Source organism: Blastococcus sp. CT_GayMR19 (genome assembly GCF_004570385.1).
Classification (GTDB): Bacteria; Actinomycetota; Actinomycetes; order Mycobacteriales; family Geodermatophilaceae; genus Blastococcus_B.
In genome coordinates, this window is record NZ_SPQL01000001.1 from 126,431 (window position 1) to 151,462 (window position 25,032).

The following is a 25,032-nucleotide window of genomic DNA, read 5'->3' on the forward strand; positions in this document are numbered from 1 at the left end:
GCCGTCCCGTCTGGCAGGCCGCACCGGCCAGCGGCGAGACTGTGCCCGTGAACGATCAGCAGCGGGTGCAGCTGCGGGTGGCCCTCGCCCAGGTCGACACCCGGGTGGGCGACCTCTCCGGGAACGTCGAGCTGGTGCACCGGTGGACGGCGCAGGCGGCCGAGGCCGGCGCACACCTCGTCGTCTTCCCCGAGATGACCCTGACCGGCTACCCGCCCGAGGATCTCGTGCTGCGGGAGTCCTTCGCCCGGGCCAGCGAGCACGCGCTCGTCGACCTGGCCGCCGCCCTGGCCGACGAGGGGCTCGGGGACGTCGCCGTCGTCGTCGGGTACCTGGCCCACACCGAGGGCAGCGGCCCGGCCCCGGTCGACCACCCGCCGGTCGACGACGCCGACCGGCCCGGTGACGCCAACCCCCGCCGCGGCGCCCCGCGCAACGCCGCCGCCCTGCTGCACGGCGGGCGGGTCGTCGTCCGCTACTACAAGCGGCACCTGCCCAACTACGGCGTCTTCGACGAGGCCCGCTACTTCGTGCCGGGCGCCGAGCTGCCGATCGTCCGGCTGCACGGGGTCGACGTCGCGCTGACCATCTGCGAGGACCTGTGGGTCGAGGGCGGCCCGTGCGGGGTCGCCGGCCAGGCCGGCGTGGACCTCGTCGTCTCCCCCAACGCCTCCCCCTACGAGCGGGCCAAGGACGACCTGCGCTTCCCGCTGGTGCGCCGCCGGGCCGCCGAGGCGCACGCGCCGGTCGTCTACTGCAACCAGGTCGGTGGCCAGGACGAGCTCGTCTTCGACGGCGACTCGCTCGTGGTCTCCGCGGACGGCGAGCTGCTCGCCCGCGCCCCGCAGTTCGTCGAGCACCTGCTGACCGTGGACCTGTCGCTGGACCGGGGCGCGGTGACCGAGCGGCGCGACGGCCGGATCGGGCCGATGACTGTCACCCGGCACGTGCTGTCGCAAGCGCCGGTGCCCGGGTTCGAGGCGCGGCCGGGGACGGTCGCCAAGCCGCTCGAGGACTGCGAGGAGGTCTGGCGGGCGCTCGTTCTCGGCCTGCGCGACTTCATCGACAAGAACGGCATGCCGTCGGTGGTGCTGGGCCTCTCCGGCGGCATCGACTCGGCGGTGGTCGCCACCCTCGCCGTCGACGCGCTGGGCGCGGATCGCGTGCACGGCGTCGGGCTGCCGTCCAAGTGGTCCAGCGAGCACTCGCTGGCCGACGCCGAGGACCTCGCGAAGCGCACCGGCCTGCACTACGACGTCGTGCCGATCGCGCCGATGGTCGACGCGTACCACGGGTCGGTCGAGCTCTCCGGCGTCGCGGCGGAGAACCTGCAGGCCCGGGTGCGCGGGACCCTGCTCATGGGGCTGTCCAACCAGCACGGGCACCTGCTGCTGACGACGGGCAACAAGAGCGAGGTCGCGGTCGGTTACTCGACCCTCTACGGCGACTCCGCCGGCGGGTTCGCGCCGATCAAGGACGTGCCCAAGACGCTGGTCTGGGATCTCGCCCGCTGGCGCAACTCCTACGCCCGCGACCGGGGAGAGACCGAGCCCATCCCGCAGAACTCGATCGACAAGCCGCCCTCGGCCGAGCTCGCCCCCGGCCAGCAGGACTCGGACTCGCTGCCCTCCTACGAGGAGCTCGACGCGGTGGTGCGCGACTACGTCGACCGCGACCTCGGGATGGCCGAGCTGCTGGAGCAGGGCCACGACCCGGAGGTGGTGGCGCGGGTCCTCCGGCTGGTGGACACGGCCGAGTTCAAGCGCCGCCAGTCGGCGCCCGGTACCAAGATCAGCCTGAAGGCGTTCGGCCGCGACCGGCGCCTGCCGATCACCAACCGCTGGCGGGAGAGCCTCCCCAGCGTCCGCGAAGGAGCATCGTGAACGAGCTCGCGAGTTCAGCAGAGGACACCACCACATGACCAACCCCCCGGCCGAGTCGGTCGTCTACGGCGGGCAGTCCTCCGCCCGCGTGCGCGTCCACCACCTGCAGCAGGCCAAGGAGCGGGGCGAGAAGTGGGCGATGCTCACCGCCTACGACACCTACAGCGCCGCGATCTTCGAGGAGGCCGGCATCCCGGTGCTGCTGGTCGGCGACTCGTCGGGCAACGTCGTCCTCGGCTACAGCAGCACGGTGCCGGTGACGGTCGAGGACCTCCTGGTGATGACCAAGGCGGTCACCCGGTCGACCAAGCGGTCGCTGATCGTCGCCGACCTGCCGTTCGGCAGCTACGAGTCGGGCCCCCAGCAGGCGTTCGAGACCGCCGTCCGGTTCATGAAGGAGGGCGGCGCGCACGCGGTCAAGCTCGAGGGCGGGGTGCGGGTCGCGTCGCAGATCAAGCTCCTGCACGACGCCGGCATCCCGGTGATGGCGCACGTCGGCTTCACGCCGCAGAGCGAGCACGCCCTCGGCGGCTACCGCGTGCAGGGCCGCGGCGCGGGCGCCGAGCAGCTGCTCGCCGACGCGCACGCCGTGCAGGACGCCGGCGCGTTCGCCGTCGTCCTGGAGATGGTACCGGCCGAGATCGCCGGGCAGGTGACCAAGGAGCTGACCATCCCGACGATCGGCATCGGCGCCGGCGCCGACTGCGACGCCCAGGTGCTGGTCTGGCCGGACATGGCCGGGCTCAACGGAGGGCGCGTGCCGAAGTTCGTGAAGAAGTACGCCGACCTGCGGTCGGAGCTGTTGCGGGCCGCCCGCGAGTACGCCGACGACGTCCGTGGCGGCACCTTCCCGGGCCCGGAGCATTCGTTCGAGTAGCGGTTCTCCGCGGCATTGCGGGTGTTGTGCCGACAGTGCCGGTGCTGCAACACCCGCAATGCCGGAGCGACACGCGCAATCCAGGACGCCTTGTTCCCGACCGAGGCCGCGGGCCCTGCCCTCACCGGTCCGGCGGTGGGACCGTGGCGCATGGGCATCGAGGAGAACAAGGACGTCGTCCGCGGGCTCGTCACGGAGTGCATCAACCCGTACCGCCCCGACCTCCTGGAGCGCTTCGTCGGGGACGACGTCCGTGCCCATCCCGGCACACCGGGCACGGCCCCGGACACCGACGGGATCGGTCAGCTCCAGGACGCGGTGCACCGGATCCGCGGCACGTTCCCGGATCTGCACATCGAGTTCGAGCAGGTGATCGGCGAGGGTGATCTCGTCGCCGCCCGCTGGACGGCGACGGGCACCCACTCCGGCCCCCTGGCGGGCGTGCCGGCGACGGGCAGGGCCGTGCGGTGGAGCGGCACCGACGTGTACCGCCTCGTCGAGGGCCGGATCGTCGAGTGGTGGCGCAACGACGACGCCGTCTGGCTGCTCCACCAGGTCGGTCGCGACCTCGCAGACGACGCGACCGGCGCGCGGCGCCGGACCCTGGCAGGCGAACCTCGTCCCTAGGTCCCGGACCGTGCGGTTCCGACCGGCATCCGGAAGGCCGGACGGCGAGCCGGTGGCGGCTCCCCTTGCGGGTGACCGGACCGAGCATGCCCGGCTGATCGCCGCGCGGGGTGCGGGCCTGGCCGTGCCGCTCCGCGAGATGACCGCGGCGTCGCTGGAGCGACTGGTCGGCGACGCGGCTCCGGCGTCGGCCGCACGCGAGGTCGCCGCCGAGATCGCCGCCATGCCCGACCCGGCGGAACTCGTCGAGCCGCTCGTCGCGCTGACCCGCTGAGCCGCAGGACCTAGATCGCGACTGCCGGCCGGGCGCGGCGCCGCCGGGCCCGAACGGCGAGGACTGCGAAGGCGACCACGTTCGGCACGAGCGCCACCGTGTAGATGCCCGCCTGGACCGACGGCCCGGCCACGTCGAGGCCGATCGGCGCGAACACGTAGTGCCCGAGGTAGCCCCCGTCGTAGACCACGCCGCCGGCCTCCGAGCGCAGCCACAGCTCCAGCTCCGTCAACGGGCACGGCTCCCCCGCCCGGTTGACGGCCAGGATCGCGAGGCTGACCGGCAGGTGCACCCAGAGCACCCGCGGCCGCCACAGCGCGATCACCGCGCCGGTCAGCATCAGGACGACGGCGGCCCCGTGCACGACCGCCACCGTGTCGGCGAGCAGCACAGGAGAAGTCTGGCACCACGGACGGCGCATCGGCCGCCGGATCACGCGCCGGAGATGTGCAGGGCCAGCCGCGCGGTCCGGGGCCGGCCGCGCAGCCGCTCGACGAGGCGCTCCATGCCGAGCACCACCCGCGACTCGACGGGATACGCGCGCCGGATGGTCGCCCGGGCACGCACCACGTCGGCGGGCGCCTCCCGCACCTCGGCCGTCCCCGGTAGGGGCTCGACGCCGTCCTCGACCGCGCCGAACCGGCCGCACGGCCGGAGCTCGACCCGCGGGTCGGAGCGCAGCCGCTTGACCTTGCCGCTGCCGACCGGCGTGAGGACGACGAGCCCGTCGCCGTGGCGGCCGACCCACACGGGCGTCGAGACCGGAGCCCCGGAGCGGCGGAACGTGGTGAGCGAGACGAAGCGTCGGTCGGCCAGGGCCAGGAGCGGGGTCACTGGCCCACTGTAGGAGCGGCGCCGGATCAGCCGCTGAGCTGCGCGGTCAGCAGGCGGGGCGCCTCGATCAGCGACGGGCCGTACCAGGTGAGGTGCCGGCCGCTGACGAACGCCGGGCGGGCCTGGGGCCATGCCTCCGGGCCGTCGTCGGGGGTGAACGCGTAGGGCTCGTCGGGGAACACCACCAGCTCCGCATCGACCGAGGCCGGATCGTCCTTGGCCAGCTTCGGATAGCGGTCGGGCGAACCGGCGAAGACGTTCTCGACGCCGAGGCGGGCCAGGACGTCGCCCGCGAAGGTGTCCCGTCCCAGCACCATCCACGGCCGCCGCCAGATCGGGACGACGGCCCGCACTCCGGGCAGCCGCGGCGGATCGGCCCAGGCCGCGCGGGCCTCCCGGAGCCAGTGCGGTCCCGGACGGCCGAGCACCGCGCAGAGCCGGTCGAGGGAGTCCAGGGCCTGGTCGACCGTCGCCGGGGCGGTCACCCAGACCGGGATGCCGTCGGCCCGCAGCGCGGCGACGTCCTCGTCCCGGTTCTCCTCGGCGTTGGCGACGACCAGGTCGGGCCGCAGCGCCCGCACGCGGTCGAGGTCGGGCCACTTGGTGCCCCCGACGCGGGCGACGTCCAGTCCGGCGGGATGGGTGCACCAGTCGGTGGCGCCGATGAGCAGGGCGGGGTCCGTGGCGGCGATCGCCTCGGTCAACGACGGAACCAGTGAGACGACCCGGCCCGGCGACGGCCCGTCGTAGGGATGGCCGCGGTCGTCACGCACCTCGGACGGTGCCCCCTGGTCCGACTCCGCACCCTGGTCCGACTCCGCACCCTGGTCCGACTCCGCACCCTGGTCCGACTCCGCGCCCCGGTCCGCTCCTGTCTCGCCGGCGCTCGCTGCGATGCTCCCGGGGCTGTCGTCAGACGTCGCACCCTGGTCCGACTCCGCGCCCCGGTCCGCGCCTCGCTCGTTCCTCGCTGCGATGCTCCCGGGGCTGTCGTCAGACGTCGGTGACGCGGACACCGGCGTGCACCTTGTACCGGCGGTTGACCGACACGAGGTTGATCGTGAGCGCCTCGATCTGCCGCGCGTTGCGCAGCCGGCCGGCGTAGACGCCGCGCATCCCCGGTAGCCGGCCGGCCAGTGCCTGCACCGCGTCCGTGGCCTCCCGGACGTCGCCGACCACCATCACGTCGCCGTCGATGGTGGGGCGCGAGAGGTCCTGGAGCAGCACCGCGGACAGGTGGTGGAACGCGCCGACGACGTGGCTGTCGGGCAGCAGCGCCGCCGCCTGCTGGGTGACGCTGCCCTCCTCGACGTCCAGGACGTAGGCGCCGAGCTCGTCGAAGCCCATGGGGACGACGCAGTCGACGACGATCTTCCCGGCCAGCGGGGCGGCCAGCTCGGCCAGCGTGGCGGCGTGCCCGGCGTAGGGGACGGCGACGATCACGAGGTCAGCGGCCCCAGCGACGTCGACGTTCGATCCGCCCTGCACCGACACCTCGGCACCGCCGGCAGCCGGGACCGCGAGGGCGGCCACCTCGGCAGCGACCTCGGAGGCGCGGTCGGCGTCGCGGGAGCCCAGCAGGATGCGCTGCCCGGCTGCGGCCAGCCGTACGGCCAGCCCGCGTCCCTGGGGGCCGGTGCCGCCGAGCACCCCGACGACCAGATCCTCCACCGCGCGCCCGTCCGTCATGCCCGCGATCATGCCCCGCCCCCGCGTCGGGTCCGTCAGTCACCCTCCCAGGCCCGGTCCTCGGCGGTGAGCTTCTGCTCGCGCTCGGCCACCGAGTCGACGGCGCGCTCGGCCTGCGCACGGGTCTCGTACGGACCGAGCCGGTGGCGCTCCGCGCAGCCGTCCCGGGGTTCGACGGTGTGGTGCTTGAGACAGAAGAACCACGGTCCCTCGGTCATCGACAGCCTCCTCGTTCGGTCAGTGCCCTCCGGATGGTGCGTCAGCATGCACCGTGCCGCCCGGCCGAACGGGCCGTGTGAGGTCAGCGCCTGCCCCGTCGTCCCCGATCGGCAGCCGAGCGGGCGCACTCGCGGCAGATGAACGTGCCAGGTGTCGAGGCCAGCTCGGTGACCCGTCCACCGGTGAACACCCCGCCGCAGCAGCCGCAGCGGTGCAGCCCCGGAAGGGCCGCGAAAGGAGCGGGCAGCGCGAACACGGGTCGATGGTGTCGCGGACGCGGCAGGCTGCCAAGGCTCGCCGGGCTCAGCCGTCGACCATCACCTGGTCGTGACGGGCGTAGAAGGCGGTCATCTCCTCGGGGCTGAGCGTCCGGCCGCTCCGGCGCAGCTCGGCCACCTCGGTGAAGAAGTTCTCCCGCGCGATGCCGGGCGCGAAGAGGATGAGGAAGGAGGTCCACTCGTCGCCGTCGTTGCGGAAGCCGTGCGCTCCGCCCTCGTGCACCAGCGCGTAGTCGCCGGGTCCGAACGGCAGCCACTGCCCCGCGTGGAAGACCGTCAGTTGGCCGGTCAGCACGAAGAAGGACTCCGAGAACGTCGTGTGGAAGTGCGGCCCGGCACCCGGACTGTTCGGCGCCACGTGGTACTCGAGCAGGCCGTACCGGCCGGCCGTCGCCGCACCGGGAGCGACCATGCGCAGCTTGCTGGTCGGGCCGTTGGAGATCAGCGGGTGGTCCGCCAGCGTGCGGACGTCGACCAGCGCGGGGTCCAGGTGCGACATGGGCCCACCCTGGCAGCTCATCCGGCCTGCTGGGACGCGGATGTGCACGGCTCCTGCCACCAGAACGCCTGCGTGCCAAAACCACAGAAAGTGCCGGTCGTGCGGCATGATTCTGGCGATGATCGGCCGATGGGATCTCGACGGGAACGGCGGAGCCGGCGTGCAGCACCCTTCCAAGGCCGATGCGCAGCCGGCCGGCCGTGGGCCGGAGCACCGGGTGGCCGCGCTCACCCTCGCGGCGCTGCTGTTCGTCGGCAGCCTGATGGGCATGTCGAACCTGCTCGTCGACGGCGTCCTGCGGGAGGGCGCACCGCGCTGGATCTACGGGACGGCGATGCTCCTGTGCATGGTCGCGGCGGTGCCGCTGGCCGTGCGCAAGCGGGCCGGCCGGTGGCAGACGTTCGGGCTGGTCCTCCTCGGTGACCTGACCTACCTGGTCGTCGTCCTCTGCATCGAGGACCCGGTCCGCTACGCGACCCCGCTCATGCTGCTGTTCCCGGCGTTCGTGGCCGCCTGGTTCCTGGGTCCGTGGGAGCTCGGCATCAACATGGCGGTGACGACGGTCGTCTGTCTGCTGGCGCTGTGGCCCAGTTACGACAGCGCCGCCGCACTCGGCATCCAGGTGGTCGTCAACGCGGGAACGCTCAACGGCGGCGCGCTCGGGGTGTTCGTGCTCCGCCGGCGCGTGCAGCGACTGCTCGACGCGACCCAGGCGCTCTCCCACCTCGACCCGCTGACCGGGCTGTTCAACCGCCGCTACCTCATCGAGCAGGCACCCCGCATCTGGCGGCAGGCCCGCCGCGACGGCACCCGCGTGGCCGCCATGGTGCTCGACATCGACCACTTCAAGCGCCTCAACGACGCGCACGGGCACGCCGCCGGGGACGCCGTCCTCTGCGCGGTCGCCCAGGCGCTGGCCGCGACGGTCCGCCCGACCGACGTCCTCGCGCGGACCGGCGGCGAGGAGCTCGTGGTGCTCGGTCTGGTGGGGGACCCCGACGAGGCACGGCGGCTGGCCGAGCGCCTGCGCCTCGCCGTGTCGGACACGCGGACCCTGGACGGCCACGCGGTGACCGCCTCGATCGGGGTGGCGCTCACCCGCCCGGTCGGCAACGAGCACGCGCCCGATGCCCTGTGGCGGCTGGTCGACCGGGCGGACGCGGCGATGTACGAGGCCAAGCAGCAGGGCCGTGACCGGGTCGCGGCGCTGAGCCTCCCCCGGGCGCGGTCGCCCATTTCCCTCGAGCGCGAGGTGTGGCCCGGCACGACGGCCGGCGACACCCTCTGACCCCTGTTCTGACGCGCGCGATCCGGTAGTCCGAGGCCCATCGGCTCGACCGGTGGGCCGGGCCGTTCTCTGCTTCCCTGTTCCCATGACGCTGGTCGTTCCGGATCCCACGCGGACGGTTCCCCTGCCGTTGCGGGAGCAGGCCGACGTGCGCGACCGCTGGCTCACCCAGCGGCTGCTCGACGTCCTGCCGGCGCTGATGGACCGCGCCGGCATCGATCTGTGGCTGGTCGTCGGGCGCGAGTACAACGAGGACCCGGTGCTGGCCAGCCTGCTGCCCGCGACCTGGTTGTCGGCCCGGCGCCGCACGATCCTGGCCCTGCACCGCAGCGACGACGGCGTGACCGCCGCCGCCGTGTCGCCTTATCCGGTGGGTCAGTTCCTGCCGGCCTGGTCCCCCGACGAGGCGCCGAAGCTCTCCGCGGAGCAGTCGCAGTGGGCCGCCGTGCGCCGGATCGTCGAGCAGGCCGATCCGCGCCGCATCGGCATCGACGTCTCGGAGTCCTTCGCCCTCGCCGACGGGCTGTCGCACACCGACCACCGGCTGCTCACCCGAGCGCTCGGCCCCTACGCCGACCGGCTGGTCCCGGCGGAGGACCTCGTGGTCGGCTGGCTGGAGACCCGGCTCCCGGAGGAGATCGGCGCCCTCCACGCCCTCAACCGGTGCGCGCACGAGGTCATCGACGAGGCCTTCTCCGCCGCCGTCATCACCCCGGGGACGACGACTGCCCTCGACGTCGCCTGGTGGATCCGGCAGCGGTTCCACGACCTCGGGGTGGAGCCGTGGTTCCAGCCCTCGGTCGCCCTCCAGCGGGCCGGGGTACCGCTCGTCGAGGCCCGGGGCAGGGCGCTGCTCCCCGCTGTCGGGTACGACGCCGTCATCCAGCCGGGCGATCTGGTGCACTGCGACGTCGGCCTGGCCAGCCTCGGCCTGAAGACCGACACCCAGCGCAACGGCTACGTGCTCGGCCCGGGCGAGGAGGCCGCGCCGGAGGGACTCAGCGCGGCCCTGCGCACCGGCAACCGGATGCAGGACCTCACGACGGCGGAGCTCACGGTCGGGCGCACCGGCAACGAGGTGCTCGCCGCCGCACGCAGGGCCGCCGACGCCGAAGGCATCGACGTCGACGTCTACTCGCACCCGGTCGGTTTTCACGGGCACGGCGCCGGGCCCGCGATCGGCCAGTGGGACGAGCAGGGCGGCGTCCCGGGTGCCGGCGACTACCCCGTCCATGCCGACACGGTCTACGCGCTCGAACTCGCCGTCCGCCGGCCGGTGCCGGAGTGGGACGGTCAGTGCGTGCGGATGGCCCTGGAGCAGGGCATCGCGCTGACGGCGGACGGCGTCGAGTACCTGGACGGCCGGCAGACCGAACTGATCCTCATCCCGGGCTGACCGCGGCAGCGGAGCCCCCGAGCCGGCCCGCACGAGGGGCCGGCTCAGGACTCGCCCGCTCACTTCTTGCGGGCGTCCGCCGTCTTCTTGTTGTTCGCCTTCTGGACGGCGTCGACCAGTTCCTTCTTCTTCATCTTCGAGCGGCCCGAGACACCGAGCTTCTTCGCCAGCGTCAGCAGGTGGTCCTTGGTGGCGTTGGCGTCGACCCCACCCTTGGTCTGCCGGTTGGTGTTCTTCCCACCGGCGGCCTGGGGATCGGAGGGGCCCTTCTTCCCGCCGGCCTTCTCCTCCCAGTGGTCGCCGACCTTCTCGAAGCTGTGCTTGACCGCAGCCCAGGCGACCTGGTTGGCGCGCTTCTCGTCGCCGTACTCGTTCGCCGCTGAATCGTGCGCCTTCGCGAACGTCCGCTGCGCCTTCTTGGGCGAACGCTGCAGCGTGCTGGGCAGCTCGGACTGCTTGGCGCTGCCGCTCTTCGTGGTCTTCGGCATGACCTCTCCTCTCGGGGTCGGACAGCGCCCATACCCGGGAGGCCGAAAATGATCACATCGCGAGGAGGTCGACCCGCTGGTGGTCGAACCCCGCGAAGCAGGCCACGAGGGGCAGCGTGCCCGACGGCGCTCAGGTGCGCGGGCGGTCGCCGGTCGGGCAGGAGGGCCAGCCGGCCGTTAGCGTCCGGCCGTGGACACGAACGCCTTCTGGGAGCTGGTCGCCGACACCCGTGCGCAGGCAGTAGCCGCGAACCCGGAGTCGGTGGTCGCGGAGCATGTCGCGACCATGACGGCAGCCCTGGAGATGCTCCCCGACGACGAGGTGCGCGGCTTCTACCGGGAGCTCCGGGCCGTGCGTGCGCGGGCCAACAGCTGGGACCTCTGGGCAGCCGCGTACGTCGCGCTGGGTGGAGCGAGCGACGACAGCTTCCTGGACTTCCGGAACTGGCTCATCAGCCACGGCCGGGAGACCTACGAGCGGGTGCTCGCCGACCACGACAGCGTGGCCGACCTCGCCTGGGACGAGGAGGAGAACGACTTCGGCGCGGCCGAGCTGTGGGCGTACGCGGCCGTCGAGGTGCTCGAGGAGCGCGGGTTCGACGAGGACGACGTGGAGACCGGCGAGGAAGAGGACCTGGACGACGAGTTCGGCGAGCCCACCGGGGAGCCCTTCCCCGAGGACGACGACGAATGGTTCGCGGCGCGCCTCCCCCGGCTGTGGGCGAAGTACGGCGACGCCGACTGAGCCTGCAGCTTCAGTCGACGAGGAACCCGCTCCAGTAGGGGCGCTCCTCGTCGGTCATCGGCCGCGAGGCGTCGGTGGTGATGTCGAAGAGCACGATGACGGCGTCGAGCCGGATGGTGACCTCGTCGTCCTGCAGGAGCTCCTGCCGCATCGTGAACGACCTGGTGCCCACCCGCGTCACCCAGCTGCGCACGCAGAGCCGCTCCCCCGCCCGGTAGTAGAGCTGCCGCAGGTAGTCGACCTCGAGCCGCGCCAGGATCATGTCCGGCTGCCGGCCGGGCGCGACGCCCGGCGCGTCGAGGCCCATCGCGAGGCGGGCGTCCTCGAGCAGGCTCAGCGCCCGGGCGTGGTTGACGTGGCCGTAGGCGTCGGGGTCCGACCAGCGCAGTTGGACCAGGTGCTCGTGCGTCCGGCTCAAGGCAGGTCGGCGGTGTCCGAGGACTGCCGGTGCCCGCCCTGGGCGTCGTCCGGGTCGGCGTGGATCGTGCGCTCCTCGGACTCGGCCAGGATCACCGCGGCCTGGACCTTCGGGTCGAGGTCGCCCTGGGCCGGGTCGAGGTCACCTTCCACGGCCTTCTCCTCGGGCAGCAGCTGCGACCGGGTCTCGACGTTCTCCTCGGTCACGTTCGCCACGGCCTCGGGCGAGGGCTCCTTCATCGAGGGCATGTCAGAACCGCTCCTGCTCGGTGCCGAGCCCGAGGGCCTGGGCGACGTCCTGGACGTTGGTGAACTGCTGCCCCTCGGGCAGACCGCGCAACTGGCTCACGACGTTGTCGGTGGCGTTGCCCTCCTTTACCTTGGTGACCAAGGTGTCGCGGTCGGCCGGCCAGACCTCCTTGCCCAGGACCTCGGCGAGCGCGGCCCGGCGCTCGATGTCGGCCGGGTCGGTGCCTGCGGGGGTGCCGGGCTGGTGCGGGTCGCTCACGGGTGGTGCTCCTTCGGTTGGAACGTGCTCGTCGCCGCCTACCCACGCACCAGCACGTCACACGCGGTGTCGGATACCGAGGGCGGGGGTAGGCGATCGGGGACCGAGGCCCATCCACGAGAGGACGACGGATGCCCGAGCGCGACGATCTGCCGCTGCCCGACTACGACCACCTCCAGGTGGGTTCGCTGACCTCCCGGATCCGCACCCTGGGGGCCGACGACCTGCAGACCCTCATCACCTATGAGCGGTCGCACGCCAACCGGGTGCAGGTGATGGCGGTGATGGAGAACCGGTTGAGCTCGCTGAAGGCGGGCGCCCAGCCCTCCGGCGGAGACCCTGCCGCGGCCACCCCGGAGTCGGCGCCGGCGGCCGACACGGGCTCGAAGGCGTCCCCGGCGACGTCCGGCCCGCCGGTCAACCCGCCGTCCCACGGCGACCCGACCAACCCCGCGCAGCCGCGATGAGTTAGGCGCCGCCGAGTCCTACGAACTCGTGGTCATCGTGTCCTGATGGCCACGAGTTCGTGCGTCTCGCCGGCGCCTGTGGATGACGCCGGCCTGACATGGCTGACGGCGACAGGCTGCGCCGGTGCCCACGCCTCCCGTGCCCCCACGGATCCACCGGCCGACCGACCGCGCCGGCGCCCGCGCCGCCGGCGTGACCGACTGGCAGCTACGCCACCTCGAAGTGGTCCGGAGCTCCCGGGACACCTACCTGCCGGCCGCGATGGTCGACGACGTCCGCGCCAGGGTGGCGGCCGTGCTGCTGGGCGCCCCGCCCACTGCGGTCGTCAGCCATGTGACCGCGGCGGCGCTCTGGGGACTGCAGATTCCCTTGGTGGTAGAGGACCGCCGCGTGCACCTGACCGTCCAACCCCCCACGCACGTCCGGTCCCGTGCGGACCGACGGGTGCACTGCGCCCACCTGGAGGACTGGCAGATCTCCCGGCGGGGCGGCATCGCGTTGACGTCACCTGGGCGTACCTGGCGTGACCTCGCCGGCGACCTGCCCGCCGGCGCACTGCTCGCGGTCACCGACCAGATGCTCGCCCGCAGGTATCCGGCCGAGGCGTTCCGACGATTGGTCGACGGAGGCCGGGGGGTGCGTGGGATCCGCACCGCCCGCCGGGTCCTCGCCGTCGCGGATCCGCTGGCCGGCTCGCCGATGGAGTCGGTGCTGCGGTGGCTGATCCACGAGGCCGGGTTGCCCACGCCGGTGCTCCAGCACACCGTCCGTGGACCCCGAGGGGAGTTCATCGGCCACGTCGACCTTGCCTGGCCGGAGCGACGGGTGCTGGTCGAGTTCGACGGCGACGTCCACCGCGAGAGGCACGTGTTCGTCAACGATCTCCGGCGACAGAACGGCCTGGTTCTCGCGGGCTGGGTGGTGCTGCGCTTCACCTCCGCCGACGTCCGAGGGCGACCGGCGTGGGTCCTGGAGATGATCCGCCGGGCGCTGGCCGGTCTGTGACTCACGCCGCCGCCGACTCCTGCGAACTCGTGGTCATCAGGAGCTGATGGCCACGAGTTCGTGCGTCTCGCGGGCAGCAGGCTCTCACTTGGAGAACGTCGCCACGATGTCCATGACGGCGGGGCCGAGGAGCACGATGAACAGCGTCGGGAGGATGCACAGGATCAGCGGGAAGATCACCTTCACCGGGATCTGCATGGCCTTCTCCTCGGCCCGCTGACGCCGCTTGAGCCGCATCTCCTGGGCCTGGGTCCGCAGCACGTCCGCGATCGAGACGCCGTACTGATCGGCCTGGACGACGGCGCGGATGAACCGCCGCAGGTCCTGCACGCCGGTCCGGTCCGCGAGACCGAGGTAGGCCTCGCGGCGGGGCTGGCCGACCGCGATGTCCTGCAGGGTGCGCACCAGCTCCTCGGCCAGCGGTCCCTTGCCGTTGGCACCGGCCCGCGCCATGGCCGACTCGAAGCCCAGTCCGGCCTCCACGGCGATGGTCATCTGGTCGAGGGTGTCGGGCAGCTCGAGCTGGATCGCCTTCTGCCGCTCCTGCCCGCGGCTGTAGAGCAGCAGCTCGGGCAGGAAGTAGGCGACCGTGGTCACCACGATCGCCATGCCGGCCGTCAGCGTGCTGGGACCACCGCCCACCACGAGCAGGCCCAGGCTCCCGGCGATGAGACCCAGCACCAGCTTGGCCGCGACCAGCTTGGGCACGGGCCACGCCGCGGGACGGCCGGCGGCACCGGCGAGACGGTTGAGCCGGACGACCGTGCCGTGGGGGGTCAGCCAGCCGGTGAGCCGGTCGAGCCGCCCCGGAACGGAACGCTGCGCGGAGACGGCCGGACCGGCCGGCGCAAGGCCGCGGATCAGGTTGTCGCGCGCCTGCACGGTCGCGGCGCCCGGCCGGGCGAACAGCGACCAGCCCAGCACCGGGACGGCGAGGGCGACGGCGAGCGCGGCCGCGAGGACGGCGGCAGGCACGGAGAATGGCGTCAGCACGGGTTCCCCAGCGGAGCTGTGATCGAGGCTGGATTCCGGTTCCCCAGCGGAGCTGCGTTCATCAGAACTTGATCTTCACTGTGCTCTTGAGCCACAGGCCGCCGACCAGCAGCATCAGCCCGGCCGCGCCGAGCATCGCGAAGCCCGTCACGCTCTCGGTGAACTTGGCGAGGTAGCCGGGGTTCGTCATCGAGATGAAGAACGTGACGCCGAAGGGCAGGGCCATCAGGACGACCGCCGAGAGCTTGCCCTCCGCCGAGAGCGCCTTCACCTGACGGCGGATGGCGTTGCGCTCGCGGATCGTGTGACCGACGGCGTCGAGCACCTCGGCCAGGTTGCCGCCGACCTCGCGGTGGATGGCGATGGCCTGGGCGACCCAGGTGAAGTCGTCGCTGCCCATCCGCTCGGCGACCTCGTCCAGGGCATCGTTCAGGTCCCGCCCGACACGGGTCTCGTTGACGATCCGGGAGAACTCCTCCGACGTCGGCGCGTCGGCCTCCGAGGCGACCGAGTCGACCGAGCGCAGCAGGCTGTGGCCGGCCCGAAGGCTGCCGGCCATGAGCTGGAGCGAGTCGTCGAGCTGGTCGGCGAAGGCGGCCTGCCGGCGCGAGGCACGGAACGTCAGCAGCAGCTTGGCGCCGAGGGGCACGACGCACAGGAGCACCAGGCCGAGGACAGGACCGCCGAGCACGAGGCCGACGGCCCCGCCGACGACGGCGGTGAGGCCGACCGTGAGCACGAAGTTCGGCAGGGTCATCGCCATGCCGGCGCGTTCGAGCGCGGCGACGCCCGCAGCCGCCCGGCCGCGCTTGGCCAGCGCCTTCTCCACCGCGGCACCGGCGGCGGCGCCGGCCCCCGCGAACGCGGACGCGGACGGCACCACCGACGGGTCGAGCCGGTTCAGCGGCACGCGCCCGGGCCCGGCCGGGAGGACGACGAGGGCGAGGACGAGCAGGGCGGCCGCGACCGCGAGCACGCCGACGGCGAGCAGCATCGTCACCAGCCCCGTCCGCCGGCCGGCTCGACCGCGCCGAACACCCGCGGGGACAGCTTGATCCCGAGGTCGTCGAACTTGTCGGTGAACCGCGGCCGGACGCCCGTGGGCACCGGCTTCCCGAGGAACGTCCCGTGCGCGTCGACACCGGCGGAGTAGTCGAAGAGGAAGGCGTCCTGCAGGGTGACGGTCTCCCCCTCCATGCCCTGCACCTCGGTCACGTGCGTGACGCGGCGGGTGCCGTCGCGCAGCCGGGTGATCTGGACGACGACGTCGACGGCCGAGGCGATCTGCTCGCGGATGGCCCGCAGCGGCAGGTCCATGCCCGCCATGAGCACGAGGGTCTCCAGCCGGGCGATCGCGTCGCGGGGGGTGTTGGCGTGCACGGTGGACAGCGAGCCGTCGTGGCCGGTGTTCATCGCCTGCAGCATGTCCAGGGACTCCCCGCCACGGCACTCCCCGACCACGATCCGGTCGGGCCGCATGCGCAGCGAGTTCCGGACCAGGTCGCGGATGGTGATGGCGCCCTTGCCCTCGATGTTGGGCGGCCGGGACTCCAGCCGGACGACGTGGTCCTGCTGGAGCTGCAGCTCGACGGCGTCCTCGATGGTGACGATCCGCTCGCCCTCGGGGATGAACGACGAGAGCACGTTGAGCAGGGTCGTCTTACCGGTGCCGGTACCCCCGGAGACGATGACGTTGAGCCGCGCCTCGACGCAGGCGTTCAGCAGCTCGGCCATCTCCGGCGAGAGGGTGCCGAAGTTGATCAGGTCCTCGACGGTGAACGGGTCCTTGGAGAACTTGCGGATGGTCAGCGTGGACCCGCTGAAGGCCAGCGGCGGGATGATCGCGTTGACGCGGGAGCCGTCCGCGAGGCGCGCGTCGACCAGCGGCGAGGACTCGTCGATCCGCCGTCCCACCCGGGAGACGATCCGGTCGATCACCCGGCGCAGGTGCTCCTCGGAGGCGAACCGCGTGGTGGTCCGTTCCAGCCGGCCGCTGCGCTCGACGTAGATCGCGTCCGGCCCGTTGACCATGATCTCGCTGACGGCGGAGTCGTCGAGCAGCCGCTGCAGCGGGCCGTAGCCGAGCACGTCGTCGGCCAGCTCGGCGGTCAGCCGCAGCCGCTCGTCGGTGCTGAGCGGGACGTTCTCCTCCTCGACGACCTCGTCGAGCTCGCCGAGCACGATGGCGCGCAGCGCGTCCTCGCTCAGGCTCGGGTCGTTCATCCGGGCGCCCATGCGCTCGAACAGCGCCTTGCCCACGCGGTCCTTGAGGCGCGCGAGGGCGTCCGTCGGCGGGGCCACCGGAACGACCACAGGCCGGGGGGCCGGCACCGCGGGGGTACCGGGCACGGGCGCGCTCGGGGCGGCCGTGGTGGCGGCCGACGGCGGGATGCCGCGCGCCGCCTCGAGGCGGGAGGAGAGGTTCATCAGCCGGCCGCCCGGTGCCGGGCCCGGTACTTGCCCGCCTTCATCAGCGGCGTGGCGGCGAAGCGGGCCACCAGGCGGTGCAGCTCCTTGGCCATCGGGTCGCGGCGGTGGCTCGAGATGATCGGGACGCCCTGGTTCGTCGACCCTGGCACCGCCTTCGAGCGGGGCAGGACGACGTCCACGCCGGTGCCGATCGCCGTCTCGACGTCGCGCACGCTCAGGCCGCCCTTGGGATCGGCGAAGTTCATGACCACGTGCCGGCCGGCGGGGATCATGCAGAGCTCCCGCAGCACGTCCATCTCCTTGCGCAACCCACGGACGCCGGGGACGTCCATGCTGGTCAGCATCACGACGTCGGAGGCGCGGTCGAGCGCGGCCAGCGTCTGCTCGGACAGCCCGGGTGCGGTGTCGACGACGACGTAGCGGAACTCGCGCGCCAGCGAGGCCAGCAGCCGGGAGACGTCCTCACCGGTGACCGTGTCACCGGCGGCCGGCGACTCCGATCCGCAGACGGCGTAGAGCCCGCTCGGGTGCTGGGTGAGGAACGTCTTGAGGACCATCGTGTCCTCGCTGGCCGGGCCGTGGACGGCGTCGGGCAGCGTGTACTCCGGGAGCAGGCCCAGCGCCGAGGCGACGTCCCCGAACTGCACGTCGAGGTCGACGAGCACGGTCGACTGCGGCGCGTGGGCGGTCAGGCCGATGGCCAGGTTGGTGGACACGGTGGTCTTGCCCACGCCGCCCTTGGGCGAGGCGATGGTGATGACGCGGCCGGCGTAGCGCTCGGTCTCGGTGACCGGGCGGAGCACGCGGCGGCGACCGGCGGCTGCCTGGCCGGCCCGCTCGACGGCGGCCTGGATCTCGGCCACGTCCGCGTCCGGCGCGAGCAGGTCGCGGATGCCGGCGCGCATCGCGGCCTGCCACATCTCCGGCGACGGGTCGGCCATGAGCACGACGGCGATGCCGGGGCTCTGGACGTCGAGCCGGGCGGCCAGCGTCAGCACCTCGGCCGCCGGCGCGTGCGGGCCGACGAGCAGGACGTCGGGCAGCTCGCCGTCGACCAGCTGCTCGAACAGCCGGGCGGGATCGCCCGGGAGGCGGCCCGGCGGCAGGACGTGGACGTCCCCCTCGGTGGCCTGCTTGACGCGCAGGATCAGGTCCTCACCGGCTCCGGCCAGCACGACGCGGCTCATGAGAAGGCCTTCCCGTAGATCGTGTCCGGGCTGACGACCCCGGTACCGCCGGTGGCCGCACCGTCGGGCTCGGAGGAGAGCCAGAGGGTGCCGTGCTCGACGCCGAAGACGACCGCCTCTGCCTGGGCGGCGGTCACCGCGAGGGTGATCATGAGGCTGGACGAGGGGGCAGGGGCACCGGCCGACGCCGTCTCCGCGCCGCCCGCCGCGGCCGGGTCGACGGGCGCGGGAGCGCCCTGGACCTGGGTGACGAGCACGGAGTGCAGGACGGCATGGGTCGCCGGGCCGCTGTCGAGGCTGACGGAGACGAAGACGCCGACCGTGTCCCCGGCCGCCAGGCGACCGCCGACCGCCCGCTGGGGCTCGAGAAGGACGCTCACCTCCTGCATGCCCTCCGGCACCTCGACGGTGCCGGGCGCCTGCCGGTCCCCGGGCTCCGCGAAGCGGCTGGTGAGCAGCTGCTCACCGACCAGCAGGTCGACGGTGGCCACGCGGCCCGACAGGGCGGACAGGTCGGTGACCCGCCCGTCGAGCGCGGCCTTGACCGGGACGGTCTCGATGCTGACGAAGTCCGCCAGCTCGGCCGCCGAGGTGCCGGCCGGAACGGGCCGGTCCACCACGAGCACCTCGACGGGGCGGGCGCCGGCCAGGGCACGGGCGTCCGCGCCCCGGACGTAGGCCAGCAACACGAGGCTGCCGGCGACGAGGAGGACGAGGGCCGCGCACGCGGCGAGAAGTCGACGTCTCACGAGTGGTCGCCCCTTATCGGATCAGTCGGAGGATGGAGGAGCCCAGCTTCGGGGCGTCCGGGCTGTAGTCCCAGGCGTCGGAGAGCTCGACGAAGCGGGTGAAGTAGCCGGTCACGCAGCGCTGGTCGCCGCCGTTTCCGCACACCTTCTTGGCGGTGTTGTACTGGCCGCCGAAGTCGTAGCCGGAGATCTTGAAGGCGGCGTAGCCGTGGACCTGGTACCAGGCGCTGCTGCCCTGGCCGCCGAAGTCGTCGAAGATCGGCAGGAGCACGGTCCGGCCCACGAACGCGGCGAAGTCGGCCTCCTTGCAGCCGGCCGGCGGGGTGTTCCCGGTCGACGAGATGAGCTTCTGGTCGATGCCGCTGGTGACCGCGCACCTCGCGCCGCCGGTCTCCAGGAAGCCGAAGCCGCCCGGCACGAAGTTCCCGGACGGACCGGGGCACTCGTCCTCGGCGCTCTTGCTGAGCCTGATCGTCTGCAGGGCCGTGCCCGACGGCACACCCCCGCCGGTCTGCGCCTCGAAGGAGCACCAGGAGAAGGTCAGCGGAAGGACGGCGGTGCCTCCGCTGGGGCTGCCCCACCCGACGGTCGCCGTCGCCGAGACCGCGGTGGAGTCGTGGCCGATGATCGGCGCGAACCAGTGCTCCTTGGGGGTGCCGCCGGTGACCGTGACGCTCAGCGGATCGCTGCTCAGCACGGGCTGCGCGGCGGTGCCCTCGGTGTCGTTGGCGGTGATCAGGCCCTGCGCGGTGGCCAGCATGTCCCCGCAGTTGCCGCGCGAGCAGTCCTGGGCCACCGCGATCGCCGCGGCGTCGGCCCCCACCTGCAGACGGGCGCGCTCGGCGTAGAGGGCGCCGATGTCGACGGCGATGGCCGCGAAACCGAGCATGGGGACGAGCAGCAGGGCGAACATCACGGCGGTGGCGCCACGCTCGTCGTCCAGCCGGCGGTTCAGCCGGCGGGTCAGCCGTTGCATCGCATGACCCCCGTCCCGGCGAGGTCGAAACCGGCGCCGAAGAAGCCGGTGAGGGAGGGCATCGGATAGTCGATCGTGAGGCGCACCGATGTGCTGCCGGCGCCCGTGGCCGGACAGGACACGGCATTGCTGCCGACGATCCCGATCGCGATCTGGGCGTCGGTGATCGCGGGGTCCAGGGAGGCCGCCGCGGTCCGGACCGCCGCGCGGGCGGCCGTCGGGTCGTTCTGCAGGGCCATCAGCCGGACGCCCTCGCGGGCGGCGGCCGAGAGCGTGCCCTGCACCTGGAAGGCGTGGCCGAACTCGGCGATGCCGAGGACGAGGGTGATGAGCAGCGGCACGATGAAGGCGAACTCCACGGCCGTGGCGCCGCGCTCGTCGGTCGGATTGCGGGTCACAGCTGCTCACCTCCTCGGGCTGGGGGGTCTGACGTGACACGGCGCGGCGGCCCCCCTGCTGGGGGCCGCCGCGCCGGACGGCGGTGCCTGGGGTCAGGCGCCGGGGGTCAGGGGGCCGCGGGGGCCGCGGGGACGGCGGGCAGCTCGTCACTGACGCTCGTGAACAGCGCCTCCAGCTGCTCGCCCAGCAACGACACGGCGGCGATGATGACGACGGCGATCAGGCCGACCATGAGGCCGTACTCGACGGCGGTCGCGCCCTTCTCGTCCTTCTTGAGGCGGTCCTGGGCGACGGCGACCAGGGTGACCAGGGTTGCGTACGTGTTCAGCACGGATACTCCCGAGGGGATGGGCCGACTGGTCCGGGTCGGGTGACCCGGCCTTCTGCGGCGCTGGGGAGGTTGTCGGCGCCGGCTACAGCGCCCTTGAGCACGTTCACTCCCTCGGGGGATGGCCCCTGGACCTGCAGGTTCCGCCCGAAGGGCCGGGGGCATCGGCACCCGGACGCGCCGTCGGTCAGCCCAGGAGGGCGTCGCTCCAGCCGATCGCCACGGCGGCGCCGAGCAGCATCGCGGGGCCGAAAGGGAGCTCGCCGCGCAGACCGATCCGGCGTCCGGCGAGGAGTGCGAGGGCGAGCAGCGCCTGGATCACGAAGCCGGCGGCGGCGCCGACGACGACGGCGCCCCAGCCGATCCAGCCCAGGTACAGCCCGATCAGGCCGGCCAGCTTCACGTCACCCATGCCGAGCCCGCGCGGCGAGATCAGGGCGAGGACGAGGAAGACGACGAAGAGCACCCCCGCGCCCAGCGCTGCCCTCAGCAGGGCCTCCCAGGTCCCGTCGGACGAGGCTGCGACGAGCAACAGGACCGCGCCGATCCCGATCGAGGGGACGACGACGCGGTTGGGCAGCAGGTGGTGCTGGAGGTCGACGACGGCGAGCAGCACGCCGGCGGCGGCGAGGAAGAGGAAGGCCGGTAGCTCCCAGGAAAGGCCGAACCGGAGCGCGATCAGCGCGAACAGCAGCCCCGTGGCCGGCTCGACGACGGGGACTCCGACCGCCGGTCCCCCACCACCACGACGTCGGGGGGCCGACCCGACCTCGTTCCCCGGCGTGGCGGTGCCCGGGCTTCGTGGTCGTCGGTCCTGCGACCACGGGAACCGGCCGGCCGCGCGGTTGATCACGTGGCCGACGACCAGACCCAGCAGCCCCGCGACGACGGTGACGAGCGCGGTCACCACGAGTCGGGGCGACGGACGGCGGGCACGGCGTTCACCCTGGCACAGCGCCGTCCCGCCGCCCGGTAGGTCAGTTGCCCGGCGCCGCCGGCGACTCGGTCGCGGGCGCGGTCCAGGGCGCGGGCAGCGCCGACGTACCGCCCCCCGAGCCGTCCGAGGGCAGCTCGCCGGAACCGTCCGACGGCGCGTCCCCCGACCCGTTGGGGGGCAGCTCGCCGGAACCGTCCGACGGCCCGTCCCCCGGTCCCTCCTGACCGCCCGACCGGACGACCGCGGCGCTGACGGAGTGCCCGCGCCGGAGCAGGCCGACGCCGCTCGCCTTCCACCCGTCGGCGGTGGTGAGAACGCCCGCGCCCTCCCGCCACGCGGTGACGTGGGTGCCGAGGCAGGGCCATCCCTCGCCGCAGATGTCGCCGTGCTCCACGTCGTGGGACAGCCGGCCGGTCGCGGTGATCGTCAGGCTGACGGTCAGGGGCTCCTCGATCTCGGTGGTGCCGTTCTCCGCGTCCCATCCGGCGCTGTACAGCGTGATCGGGACGTCGACGGCCGAGACGACCTTCAGGTCCCGCCCGACACGGATCTGCTCGTCGCTCAACTCGGCCGAACCGGTCCGCAGGCTCCGGTAGCAGAACGGCAGCGCACAGGGCTCGGGCGGCAGCGTGACGTCGAGGGCGGCGGTCCGGTCGCCGGGCTCACCGCGCAGGGAGAGCGAGGCGCGGCCGGGCTGTCCGGCGACGGTCAGCTGGATCCCCGCCTCGATGCTGTCGAACGTGCTGCTCTCCGGAGTCTGGCCCGGGGCGGCCGAGGCGGTGCCGGGAACGAGCGCTGCGACCGCCGCGGCGGCGAGGACGGGCAGGGTGCGACGAAGCATGGCGGGTCTCCCGGAGACGGATTTCCCCCGGCGGTCGACGAGGTGCCCGAACGCTAGGGCGACAGGGCGCTGACCAGCGGTTACCCGCGGGTCCGGTGCTTCTCCTGCGGCATCAGTGAACAGCGAGACCAAAGAGTCCGGCCGCCAGGCCGAGCAGCGCGCAGACGCCGAGCGTGCGCAGGACCGACCACCTGAGCGCGAAGATCAGCACGGCGGCGACCAACCCGATCCCGAGCGCCAATGGCCGGAGCGAGGCCGGGTCGGGCAGCTCCAGCGCGAGCAGCCATCCGTCGACCGCGTCGGTCTCGGCGAAGAGCGTGTGGACGGCGAAGTAGACGCCGAGGTTCGCGATCACCCCGACGACCGCCGCGGTGATGCCGGTGAGGGCCGCCGACAGGGACCGGTTGCCGCGGAGCCGCTCCATGTACGGCGCGCCGAGCAGGACGAACAGGAAGCTCGGCACGAACGTCACCCACGTGACCAGCAGCGACGCGAGGACGGCGGCGACCCACGGGTCCAGCGTCCCCGGGTCGCGGTAGGCACCGAGGAACGCCACGAACTGGACGACCATGATCAGCGGCCCGGGCGTCGTCTCGGCCAGGGCGAGCCCGCGCACCATCTCCCCGGGCGCCAGCCAGCCGTAGACCGACACGGCCTGCTGGGCTACGTAAGCCAGCACGGCGTAGGCGCCGCCGAAGGTCACCACCGCGGCTCCGGAGAAGAAGAGGCCCTGCTGGGTGAACACGCTGCCGGCGCCGGTGAGCAGCGCGACGGCGGCGACCGGCAGGCCCCAGACGAGCAGCCCCACCACCAGCACGCGCACGGTCCGCCGGGTCGAGGGCAGCTCGGTGTGCAGGACGTCGTCCGGGATGACCGGCGGCGGGCCGTCGTCCGCTGCCTCCTTGCCGCCACCGAGTGGAAGGCCGGCCGGACGCCGGCGGTGCAGCGCCCAGCCGAGGAAGCCGGCCACCAGGACGACCACCGGGAACGGCACCGCGAACAGCGCGAGCGCCAGGAACGACGCGACCGCGATGGCGACCAGCGCCGGGCTGGTGAGCGCCCGCTTCGCCACCCGGACCACCGCCTGCGCCACGATCGCGAGGACCGCGGGCGCGAGCCCCGCGAACAGGGCGGTCACCGCGGTCGTGGAGCCGAAGGCGACGTAGACGGCCGCCAGCGCCAGCAGGGCGAGGACGCCGGGCAGCACGAACAGCCCGCCGGCCACGAGCCCGCCGCGGGTGCCGTGCAGGAGCCACCCGACGTAGGTGGCCAGCTGCTGGGCCTCCGGGCCGGGCAGCAGCATGCAGTAGTTCATCGCGTGCAGGAACCGGCGCTGGCCAATCCACCGCTTCTCGTCGACCAGGGTGCGCTGCATGACGGCGATCTGGCCCGCCGGACCGCCGAAGGTCTGCAGCGAGATGGCGAACCAGGCGCGCACCGCCGTCCCGAACGGGACCGCCGGTTCCGACGCCCCGGCACCCGGCCTGAGTTCGGCGTCACTGGTCACGAAGGGCTCCGGATCGGCAGGCTGCGGCCGGGACGGTGGGGCCGGCGCAGGAATCGTCCCAGGTGGCCCGGGCGCGGAGCCGCGGCACCCGCCATGATCCTCGCGTGACCTCTGCCGGCTCGACGATGCAGCCCGTCCGGTTCGGCCTGGTGGGCTACGGCTTCGGCGGGCGGTACTTCCACGCCCCGCTGCTCGGCGCCGCACCGGAGTGCGAGTTCCTCGGAGTCGTCACCACCTCGCCCGAGCGGCAGGCCCTCGTCGCCGCCGAGCACCCGGCGGTCCGGACGTTCGCCTCGCTCGCGGAGCTGAAGGCGGCCGGGGCCGAGGCGGTCTCGATCTCCACGCCGGCCGACACGCACACGCCCCTCAGCGAGCAGGCGCTCGAGCTCGGCCTCGCGGTCGTCTGCGACAAGCCGTTCGCGCTCGACGCGCCGTCCGCCCGGAGAACCGTCGAGATGGCCGAGCGGCTCGGGTTGCCTCTGGCGCCCTATCAGAACCGGCGCTGGGACGCCGACTTCCTCACCGTCCGCGCCCTGGCGGACGACGGCTCGCTCGGCGACGTCACCCGGTTCGAGTCCCGGTTCGAGCGGCTGGCGCCCGAGGACGGACCCGGTGCCGCCGGCGGCGGCACCCTGCTCGACTTCGGCGCCCATCTCGTGGACCAGGCGCTGGTGCTGCTCGGGCCGGTGACGTCGGTCCACGCGGAGTGGCGGCTGCGCGAGAACGGTCTGGACGACGACGTGTTCGTCGCCCTCACCCACGCAGCCGGAGCCCGGTCGCACCTGTGGGGCAGCTGGAGCCAGGGGGCGCCGGGCCCGCGGTTCCGGGTCACCGGGACGACCGGCAGCTACGTGAACGCAACCCTGATGGACGTCCAGGAGGACCTGCTGCTCGGCGGGCACACACCGGCGACGCTGGGCGAGGAGTGGGGGGTCGAGCCGCCCGAGCGGTGGGGACGCGTGCACCGCGGGGACGCCGGCGAGCCGGCGCCGACCCGACGCGGACGCTGGGACACGTTCTACCCCGCGTTCGCCCGGGCGGTGCGGGGGCTCGGTCCGGTGCCCGTCGAGCCGCGCGACGCCGTCGCCACGGCGATCGTCCTCGACGCCGCCCGCCGCAGCGCCACCTCGGGAGAAGCCGTTCGCCTGTAGCGGGGAGATCGAGCCGGCGGCGGAGCTCTACGGCAGGCA

The 25,032-nt window shown here is 73.2% G+C and carries 31 protein-coding genes; 10 read left to right on the plus strand and 21 right to left on the minus strand.

Annotation, left to right across the window (positions count from 1 at the left end; all coding sequences use genetic code 11):
- Nucleotides 1-47 precede the first annotated feature (47 nt).
- The 4 genes from E4P39_RS00585 (at nucleotide 48) to E4P39_RS00600 (ending at nucleotide 3,661) form a co-directional block, all read left to right on the plus strand.
- Nucleotides 48-1,883, plus strand: coding sequence for an NAD+ synthase (locus E4P39_RS00585; protein WP_209306272.1), 1,836 nt, complete (start codon nucleotides 48-50; stop codon nucleotides 1,881-1,883).
- A gap of 34 nt (nucleotides 1,884-1,917) precedes the next feature.
- Nucleotides 1,918-2,760, plus strand: coding sequence for a 3-methyl-2-oxobutanoate hydroxymethyltransferase (gene panB, locus E4P39_RS00590; protein WP_135134402.1), 843 nt, complete (start codon nucleotides 1,918-1,920; stop codon nucleotides 2,758-2,760).
- Between the two features lie 90 nt (nucleotides 2,761-2,850).
- A complete protein-coding gene (locus tag E4P39_RS00595) occupies nucleotides 2,851-3,387 on the plus strand; it encodes an ester cyclase (RefSeq protein WP_135134403.1) in 537 nt (178 codons plus the stop codon).
- A 52-nt stretch (nucleotides 3,388-3,439) separates the two neighbouring features.
- The gene (locus E4P39_RS00600) at nucleotides 3,440-3,661 is read left to right on the plus strand and encodes a nucleotide disphospho-sugar-binding domain-containing protein (RefSeq protein WP_135134404.1); all 222 of its coding nucleotides are present in this window, start codon (nucleotides 3,440-3,442) and stop codon (nucleotides 3,659-3,661) included.
- 10 nt (nucleotides 3,662-3,671) lie between these two features.
- Here the strand turns inward: E4P39_RS00600 and E4P39_RS00605 are convergent, their stop codons facing one another.
- From E4P39_RS00605 to E4P39_RS00630, 6 genes are all read right to left on the minus strand, one after another.
- Nucleotides 3,672-4,052, minus strand: coding sequence for a DUF2784 domain-containing protein (locus E4P39_RS00605; protein ID WP_135134405.1), 381 nt, complete (start codon nucleotides 4,050-4,052; stop codon nucleotides 3,672-3,674).
- Between the two features lie 41 nt (nucleotides 4,053-4,093).
- The gene (locus tag E4P39_RS00610) at nucleotides 4,094-4,495 is read right to left on the minus strand and encodes a PPOX class F420-dependent oxidoreductase (RefSeq protein ID WP_209306273.1); all 402 of its coding nucleotides are present in this window, start codon (nucleotides 4,493-4,495) and stop codon (nucleotides 4,094-4,096) included.
- 26 nt (nucleotides 4,496-4,521) lie between these two features.
- Nucleotides 4,522-5,268 (minus strand): helical backbone metal receptor, encoded by a 747-nt coding sequence (locus tag E4P39_RS00615; protein ID WP_135134407.1) that lies wholly within the window; start codon nucleotides 5,266-5,268, stop codon nucleotides 4,522-4,524.
- A gap of 220 nt (nucleotides 5,269-5,488) precedes the next feature.
- The gene (gene npdG, locus E4P39_RS00620; RefSeq protein WP_135134408.1) at nucleotides 5,489-6,184 is read right to left on the minus strand and encodes an NADPH-dependent F420 reductase; all 696 of its coding nucleotides are present in this window, start codon (nucleotides 6,182-6,184) and stop codon (nucleotides 5,489-5,491) included.
- Nucleotides 6,185-6,219: 35 nt separating this feature from the next.
- Nucleotides 6,220-6,402 carry a hypothetical protein gene (locus tag E4P39_RS00625; RefSeq protein WP_135134409.1) on the minus strand — a complete coding sequence of 61 codons (183 nt, stop codon included), beginning with the start codon at nucleotides 6,400-6,402 and terminating at the stop codon, nucleotides 6,220-6,222.
- A gap of 304 nt (nucleotides 6,403-6,706) precedes the next feature.
- The gene (locus E4P39_RS00630) at nucleotides 6,707-7,180 is read right to left on the minus strand and encodes a cupin domain-containing protein (protein WP_135134410.1); all 474 of its coding nucleotides are present in this window, start codon (nucleotides 7,178-7,180) and stop codon (nucleotides 6,707-6,709) included.
- 118 nt (nucleotides 7,181-7,298) lie between these two features.
- Here E4P39_RS00630 and E4P39_RS00635 point away from each other — a divergent pair, with 118 nt between their 5' ends.
- Both E4P39_RS00635 and E4P39_RS00640 read left to right on the plus strand, forming a co-directional pair.
- Nucleotides 7,299-8,468, plus strand: coding sequence for a GGDEF domain-containing protein (locus tag E4P39_RS00635; protein ID WP_135134411.1), 1,170 nt, complete (start codon nucleotides 7,299-7,301; stop codon nucleotides 8,466-8,468).
- Between the two features lie 85 nt (nucleotides 8,469-8,553).
- Complete coding sequence (locus E4P39_RS00640) at nucleotides 8,554-9,864, plus strand: M24 family metallopeptidase (RefSeq protein ID WP_135134412.1); 1,311 nt, start codon at nucleotides 8,554-8,556, stop codon at nucleotides 9,862-9,864.
- Nucleotides 9,865-9,923: 59 nt separating this feature from the next.
- Here E4P39_RS00640 and E4P39_RS00645 read toward each other — a convergent pair whose 3' ends face one another.
- On the minus strand, nucleotides 9,924-10,352 hold the full coding sequence (locus E4P39_RS00645) for a ChaB family protein (protein WP_135134413.1): 429 nt from the start codon (nucleotides 10,350-10,352) through the stop codon (nucleotides 9,924-9,926).
- A gap of 190 nt (nucleotides 10,353-10,542) precedes the next feature.
- Between E4P39_RS00645 and E4P39_RS00650 the strand changes: the two genes are divergently transcribed.
- The gene (locus E4P39_RS00650; RefSeq protein WP_135134414.1) at nucleotides 10,543-11,097 is read left to right on the plus strand and encodes a DUF4240 domain-containing protein; all 555 of its coding nucleotides are present in this window, start codon (nucleotides 10,543-10,545) and stop codon (nucleotides 11,095-11,097) included.
- A gap of 10 nt (nucleotides 11,098-11,107) precedes the next feature.
- Here E4P39_RS00650 and E4P39_RS00655 read toward each other — a convergent pair whose 3' ends face one another.
- Genes E4P39_RS00655 through E4P39_RS00665 form a run of 3 tightly spaced genes read right to left on the minus strand, consistent with a single transcriptional unit; the run spans nucleotide 11,108 to nucleotide 12,022 of the window.
- Entirely contained in the window at nucleotides 11,108-11,515 is a 408-nt protein-coding gene (locus E4P39_RS00655) for a thioesterase family protein (RefSeq protein ID WP_135134415.1), read from the minus strand.
- The gene (locus tag E4P39_RS00660) at nucleotides 11,512-11,763 is read right to left on the minus strand and encodes a hypothetical protein (RefSeq protein ID WP_135134416.1); all 252 of its coding nucleotides are present in this window, start codon (nucleotides 11,761-11,763) and stop codon (nucleotides 11,512-11,514) included. Before E4P39_RS00660 ends, E4P39_RS00655 begins: the two co-directional genes overlap by 4 nt.
- A 1-nt stretch (nucleotide 11,764) precedes the next feature.
- Nucleotides 11,765-12,022 carry a DUF2795 domain-containing protein gene (locus tag E4P39_RS00665; protein WP_135134417.1) on the minus strand — a complete coding sequence of 86 codons (258 nt, stop codon included), beginning with the start codon at nucleotides 12,020-12,022 and terminating at the stop codon, nucleotides 11,765-11,767.
- Nucleotides 12,023-12,153: 131 nt separating this feature from the next.
- Between E4P39_RS00665 and E4P39_RS00670 the strand changes: the two genes are divergently transcribed.
- Both E4P39_RS00670 and E4P39_RS00675 read left to right on the plus strand, forming a co-directional pair.
- Entirely contained in the window at nucleotides 12,154-12,489 is a 336-nt protein-coding gene (locus tag E4P39_RS00670; RefSeq protein WP_135134418.1) for a hypothetical protein, read from the plus strand.
- 124 nt (nucleotides 12,490-12,613) lie between these two features.
- A complete protein-coding gene (locus E4P39_RS00675) occupies nucleotides 12,614-13,495 on the plus strand; it encodes a DUF559 domain-containing protein (protein WP_135134419.1) in 882 nt (293 codons plus the stop codon).
- Nucleotides 13,496-13,579: 84 nt separating this feature from the next.
- Here the strand turns inward: E4P39_RS00675 and E4P39_RS00680 are convergent, their stop codons facing one another.
- The 11 genes from E4P39_RS00680 to chrA all read right to left on the minus strand — a co-directional run bounded on the left by E4P39_RS00680 (nucleotide 13,580) and on the right by chrA (nucleotide 23,842).
- Nucleotides 13,580-14,470 carry a type II secretion system F family protein gene (locus E4P39_RS00680; protein WP_167761500.1) on the minus strand — a complete coding sequence of 297 codons (891 nt, stop codon included), beginning with the start codon at nucleotides 14,468-14,470 and terminating at the stop codon, nucleotides 13,580-13,582.
- Nucleotides 14,471-14,549: 79 nt separating this feature from the next.
- Entirely contained in the window at nucleotides 14,550-15,482 is a 933-nt protein-coding gene (locus E4P39_RS00685; RefSeq protein ID WP_135134801.1) for a type II secretion system F family protein, read from the minus strand.
- 2 nt (nucleotides 15,483-15,484) lie between these two features.
- Nucleotides 15,485-16,789, minus strand: a complete 1,305-nt coding sequence (locus tag E4P39_RS00690; RefSeq protein ID WP_245159530.1) for a CpaF family protein — start codon at nucleotides 16,787-16,789, stop codon at nucleotides 15,485-15,487.
- A 125-nt stretch (nucleotides 16,790-16,914) separates the two neighbouring features.
- On the minus strand, nucleotides 16,915-18,105 hold the full coding sequence (locus E4P39_RS00695) for an AAA family ATPase (protein ID WP_135134421.1): 1,191 nt from the start codon (nucleotides 18,103-18,105) through the stop codon (nucleotides 16,915-16,917).
- Nucleotides 18,102-18,854 carry an RcpC/CpaB family pilus assembly protein gene (locus E4P39_RS00700; RefSeq protein WP_135134422.1) on the minus strand — a complete coding sequence of 251 codons (753 nt, stop codon included), beginning with the start codon at nucleotides 18,852-18,854 and terminating at the stop codon, nucleotides 18,102-18,104. The genes E4P39_RS00695 and E4P39_RS00700 overlap by 4 nt, the downstream gene beginning before the upstream one ends.
- A 13-nt stretch (nucleotides 18,855-18,867) precedes the next feature.
- Nucleotides 18,868-19,830 (minus strand): pilus assembly protein TadG-related protein, encoded by a 963-nt coding sequence (locus E4P39_RS00705; protein ID WP_135134423.1) that lies wholly within the window; start codon nucleotides 19,828-19,830, stop codon nucleotides 18,868-18,870.
- A complete protein-coding gene (locus tag E4P39_RS00710; RefSeq protein WP_135134424.1) occupies nucleotides 19,818-20,228 on the minus strand; it encodes a TadE family protein in 411 nt (136 codons plus the stop codon). Before E4P39_RS00710 ends, E4P39_RS00705 begins: the two co-directional genes overlap by 13 nt.
- A 107-nt stretch (nucleotides 20,229-20,335) precedes the next feature.
- On the minus strand, nucleotides 20,336-20,560 hold the full coding sequence (locus E4P39_RS22525) for a Flp family type IVb pilin (RefSeq protein WP_209306274.1): 225 nt from the start codon (nucleotides 20,558-20,560) through the stop codon (nucleotides 20,336-20,338).
- 184 nt (nucleotides 20,561-20,744) lie between these two features.
- Nucleotides 20,745-21,464 (minus strand): A24 family peptidase, encoded by a 720-nt coding sequence (locus E4P39_RS00720; RefSeq protein ID WP_135134426.1) that lies wholly within the window; start codon nucleotides 21,462-21,464, stop codon nucleotides 20,745-20,747.
- A gap of 70 nt (nucleotides 21,465-21,534) precedes the next feature.
- Nucleotides 21,535-22,335, minus strand: coding sequence for a hypothetical protein (locus tag E4P39_RS00725; RefSeq protein WP_135134427.1), 801 nt, complete (start codon nucleotides 22,333-22,335; stop codon nucleotides 21,535-21,537).
- Between the two features lie 112 nt (nucleotides 22,336-22,447).
- Nucleotides 22,448-23,842, minus strand: a complete 1,395-nt coding sequence (gene chrA / locus E4P39_RS00730) for a chromate efflux transporter (protein ID WP_135134428.1) — start codon at nucleotides 23,840-23,842, stop codon at nucleotides 22,448-22,450.
- A gap of 104 nt (nucleotides 23,843-23,946) precedes the next feature.
- Here chrA and E4P39_RS00735 point away from each other — a divergent pair, with 104 nt between their 5' ends.
- Nucleotides 23,947-24,993: a Gfo/Idh/MocA family oxidoreductase gene (locus E4P39_RS00735; RefSeq protein WP_245159531.1), complete on the plus strand. Its 1,047-nt coding sequence runs from the start codon at nucleotides 23,947-23,949 to the stop codon at nucleotides 24,991-24,993.
- The last annotated feature ends 39 nt before the right edge of the window (nucleotides 24,994-25,032 follow it).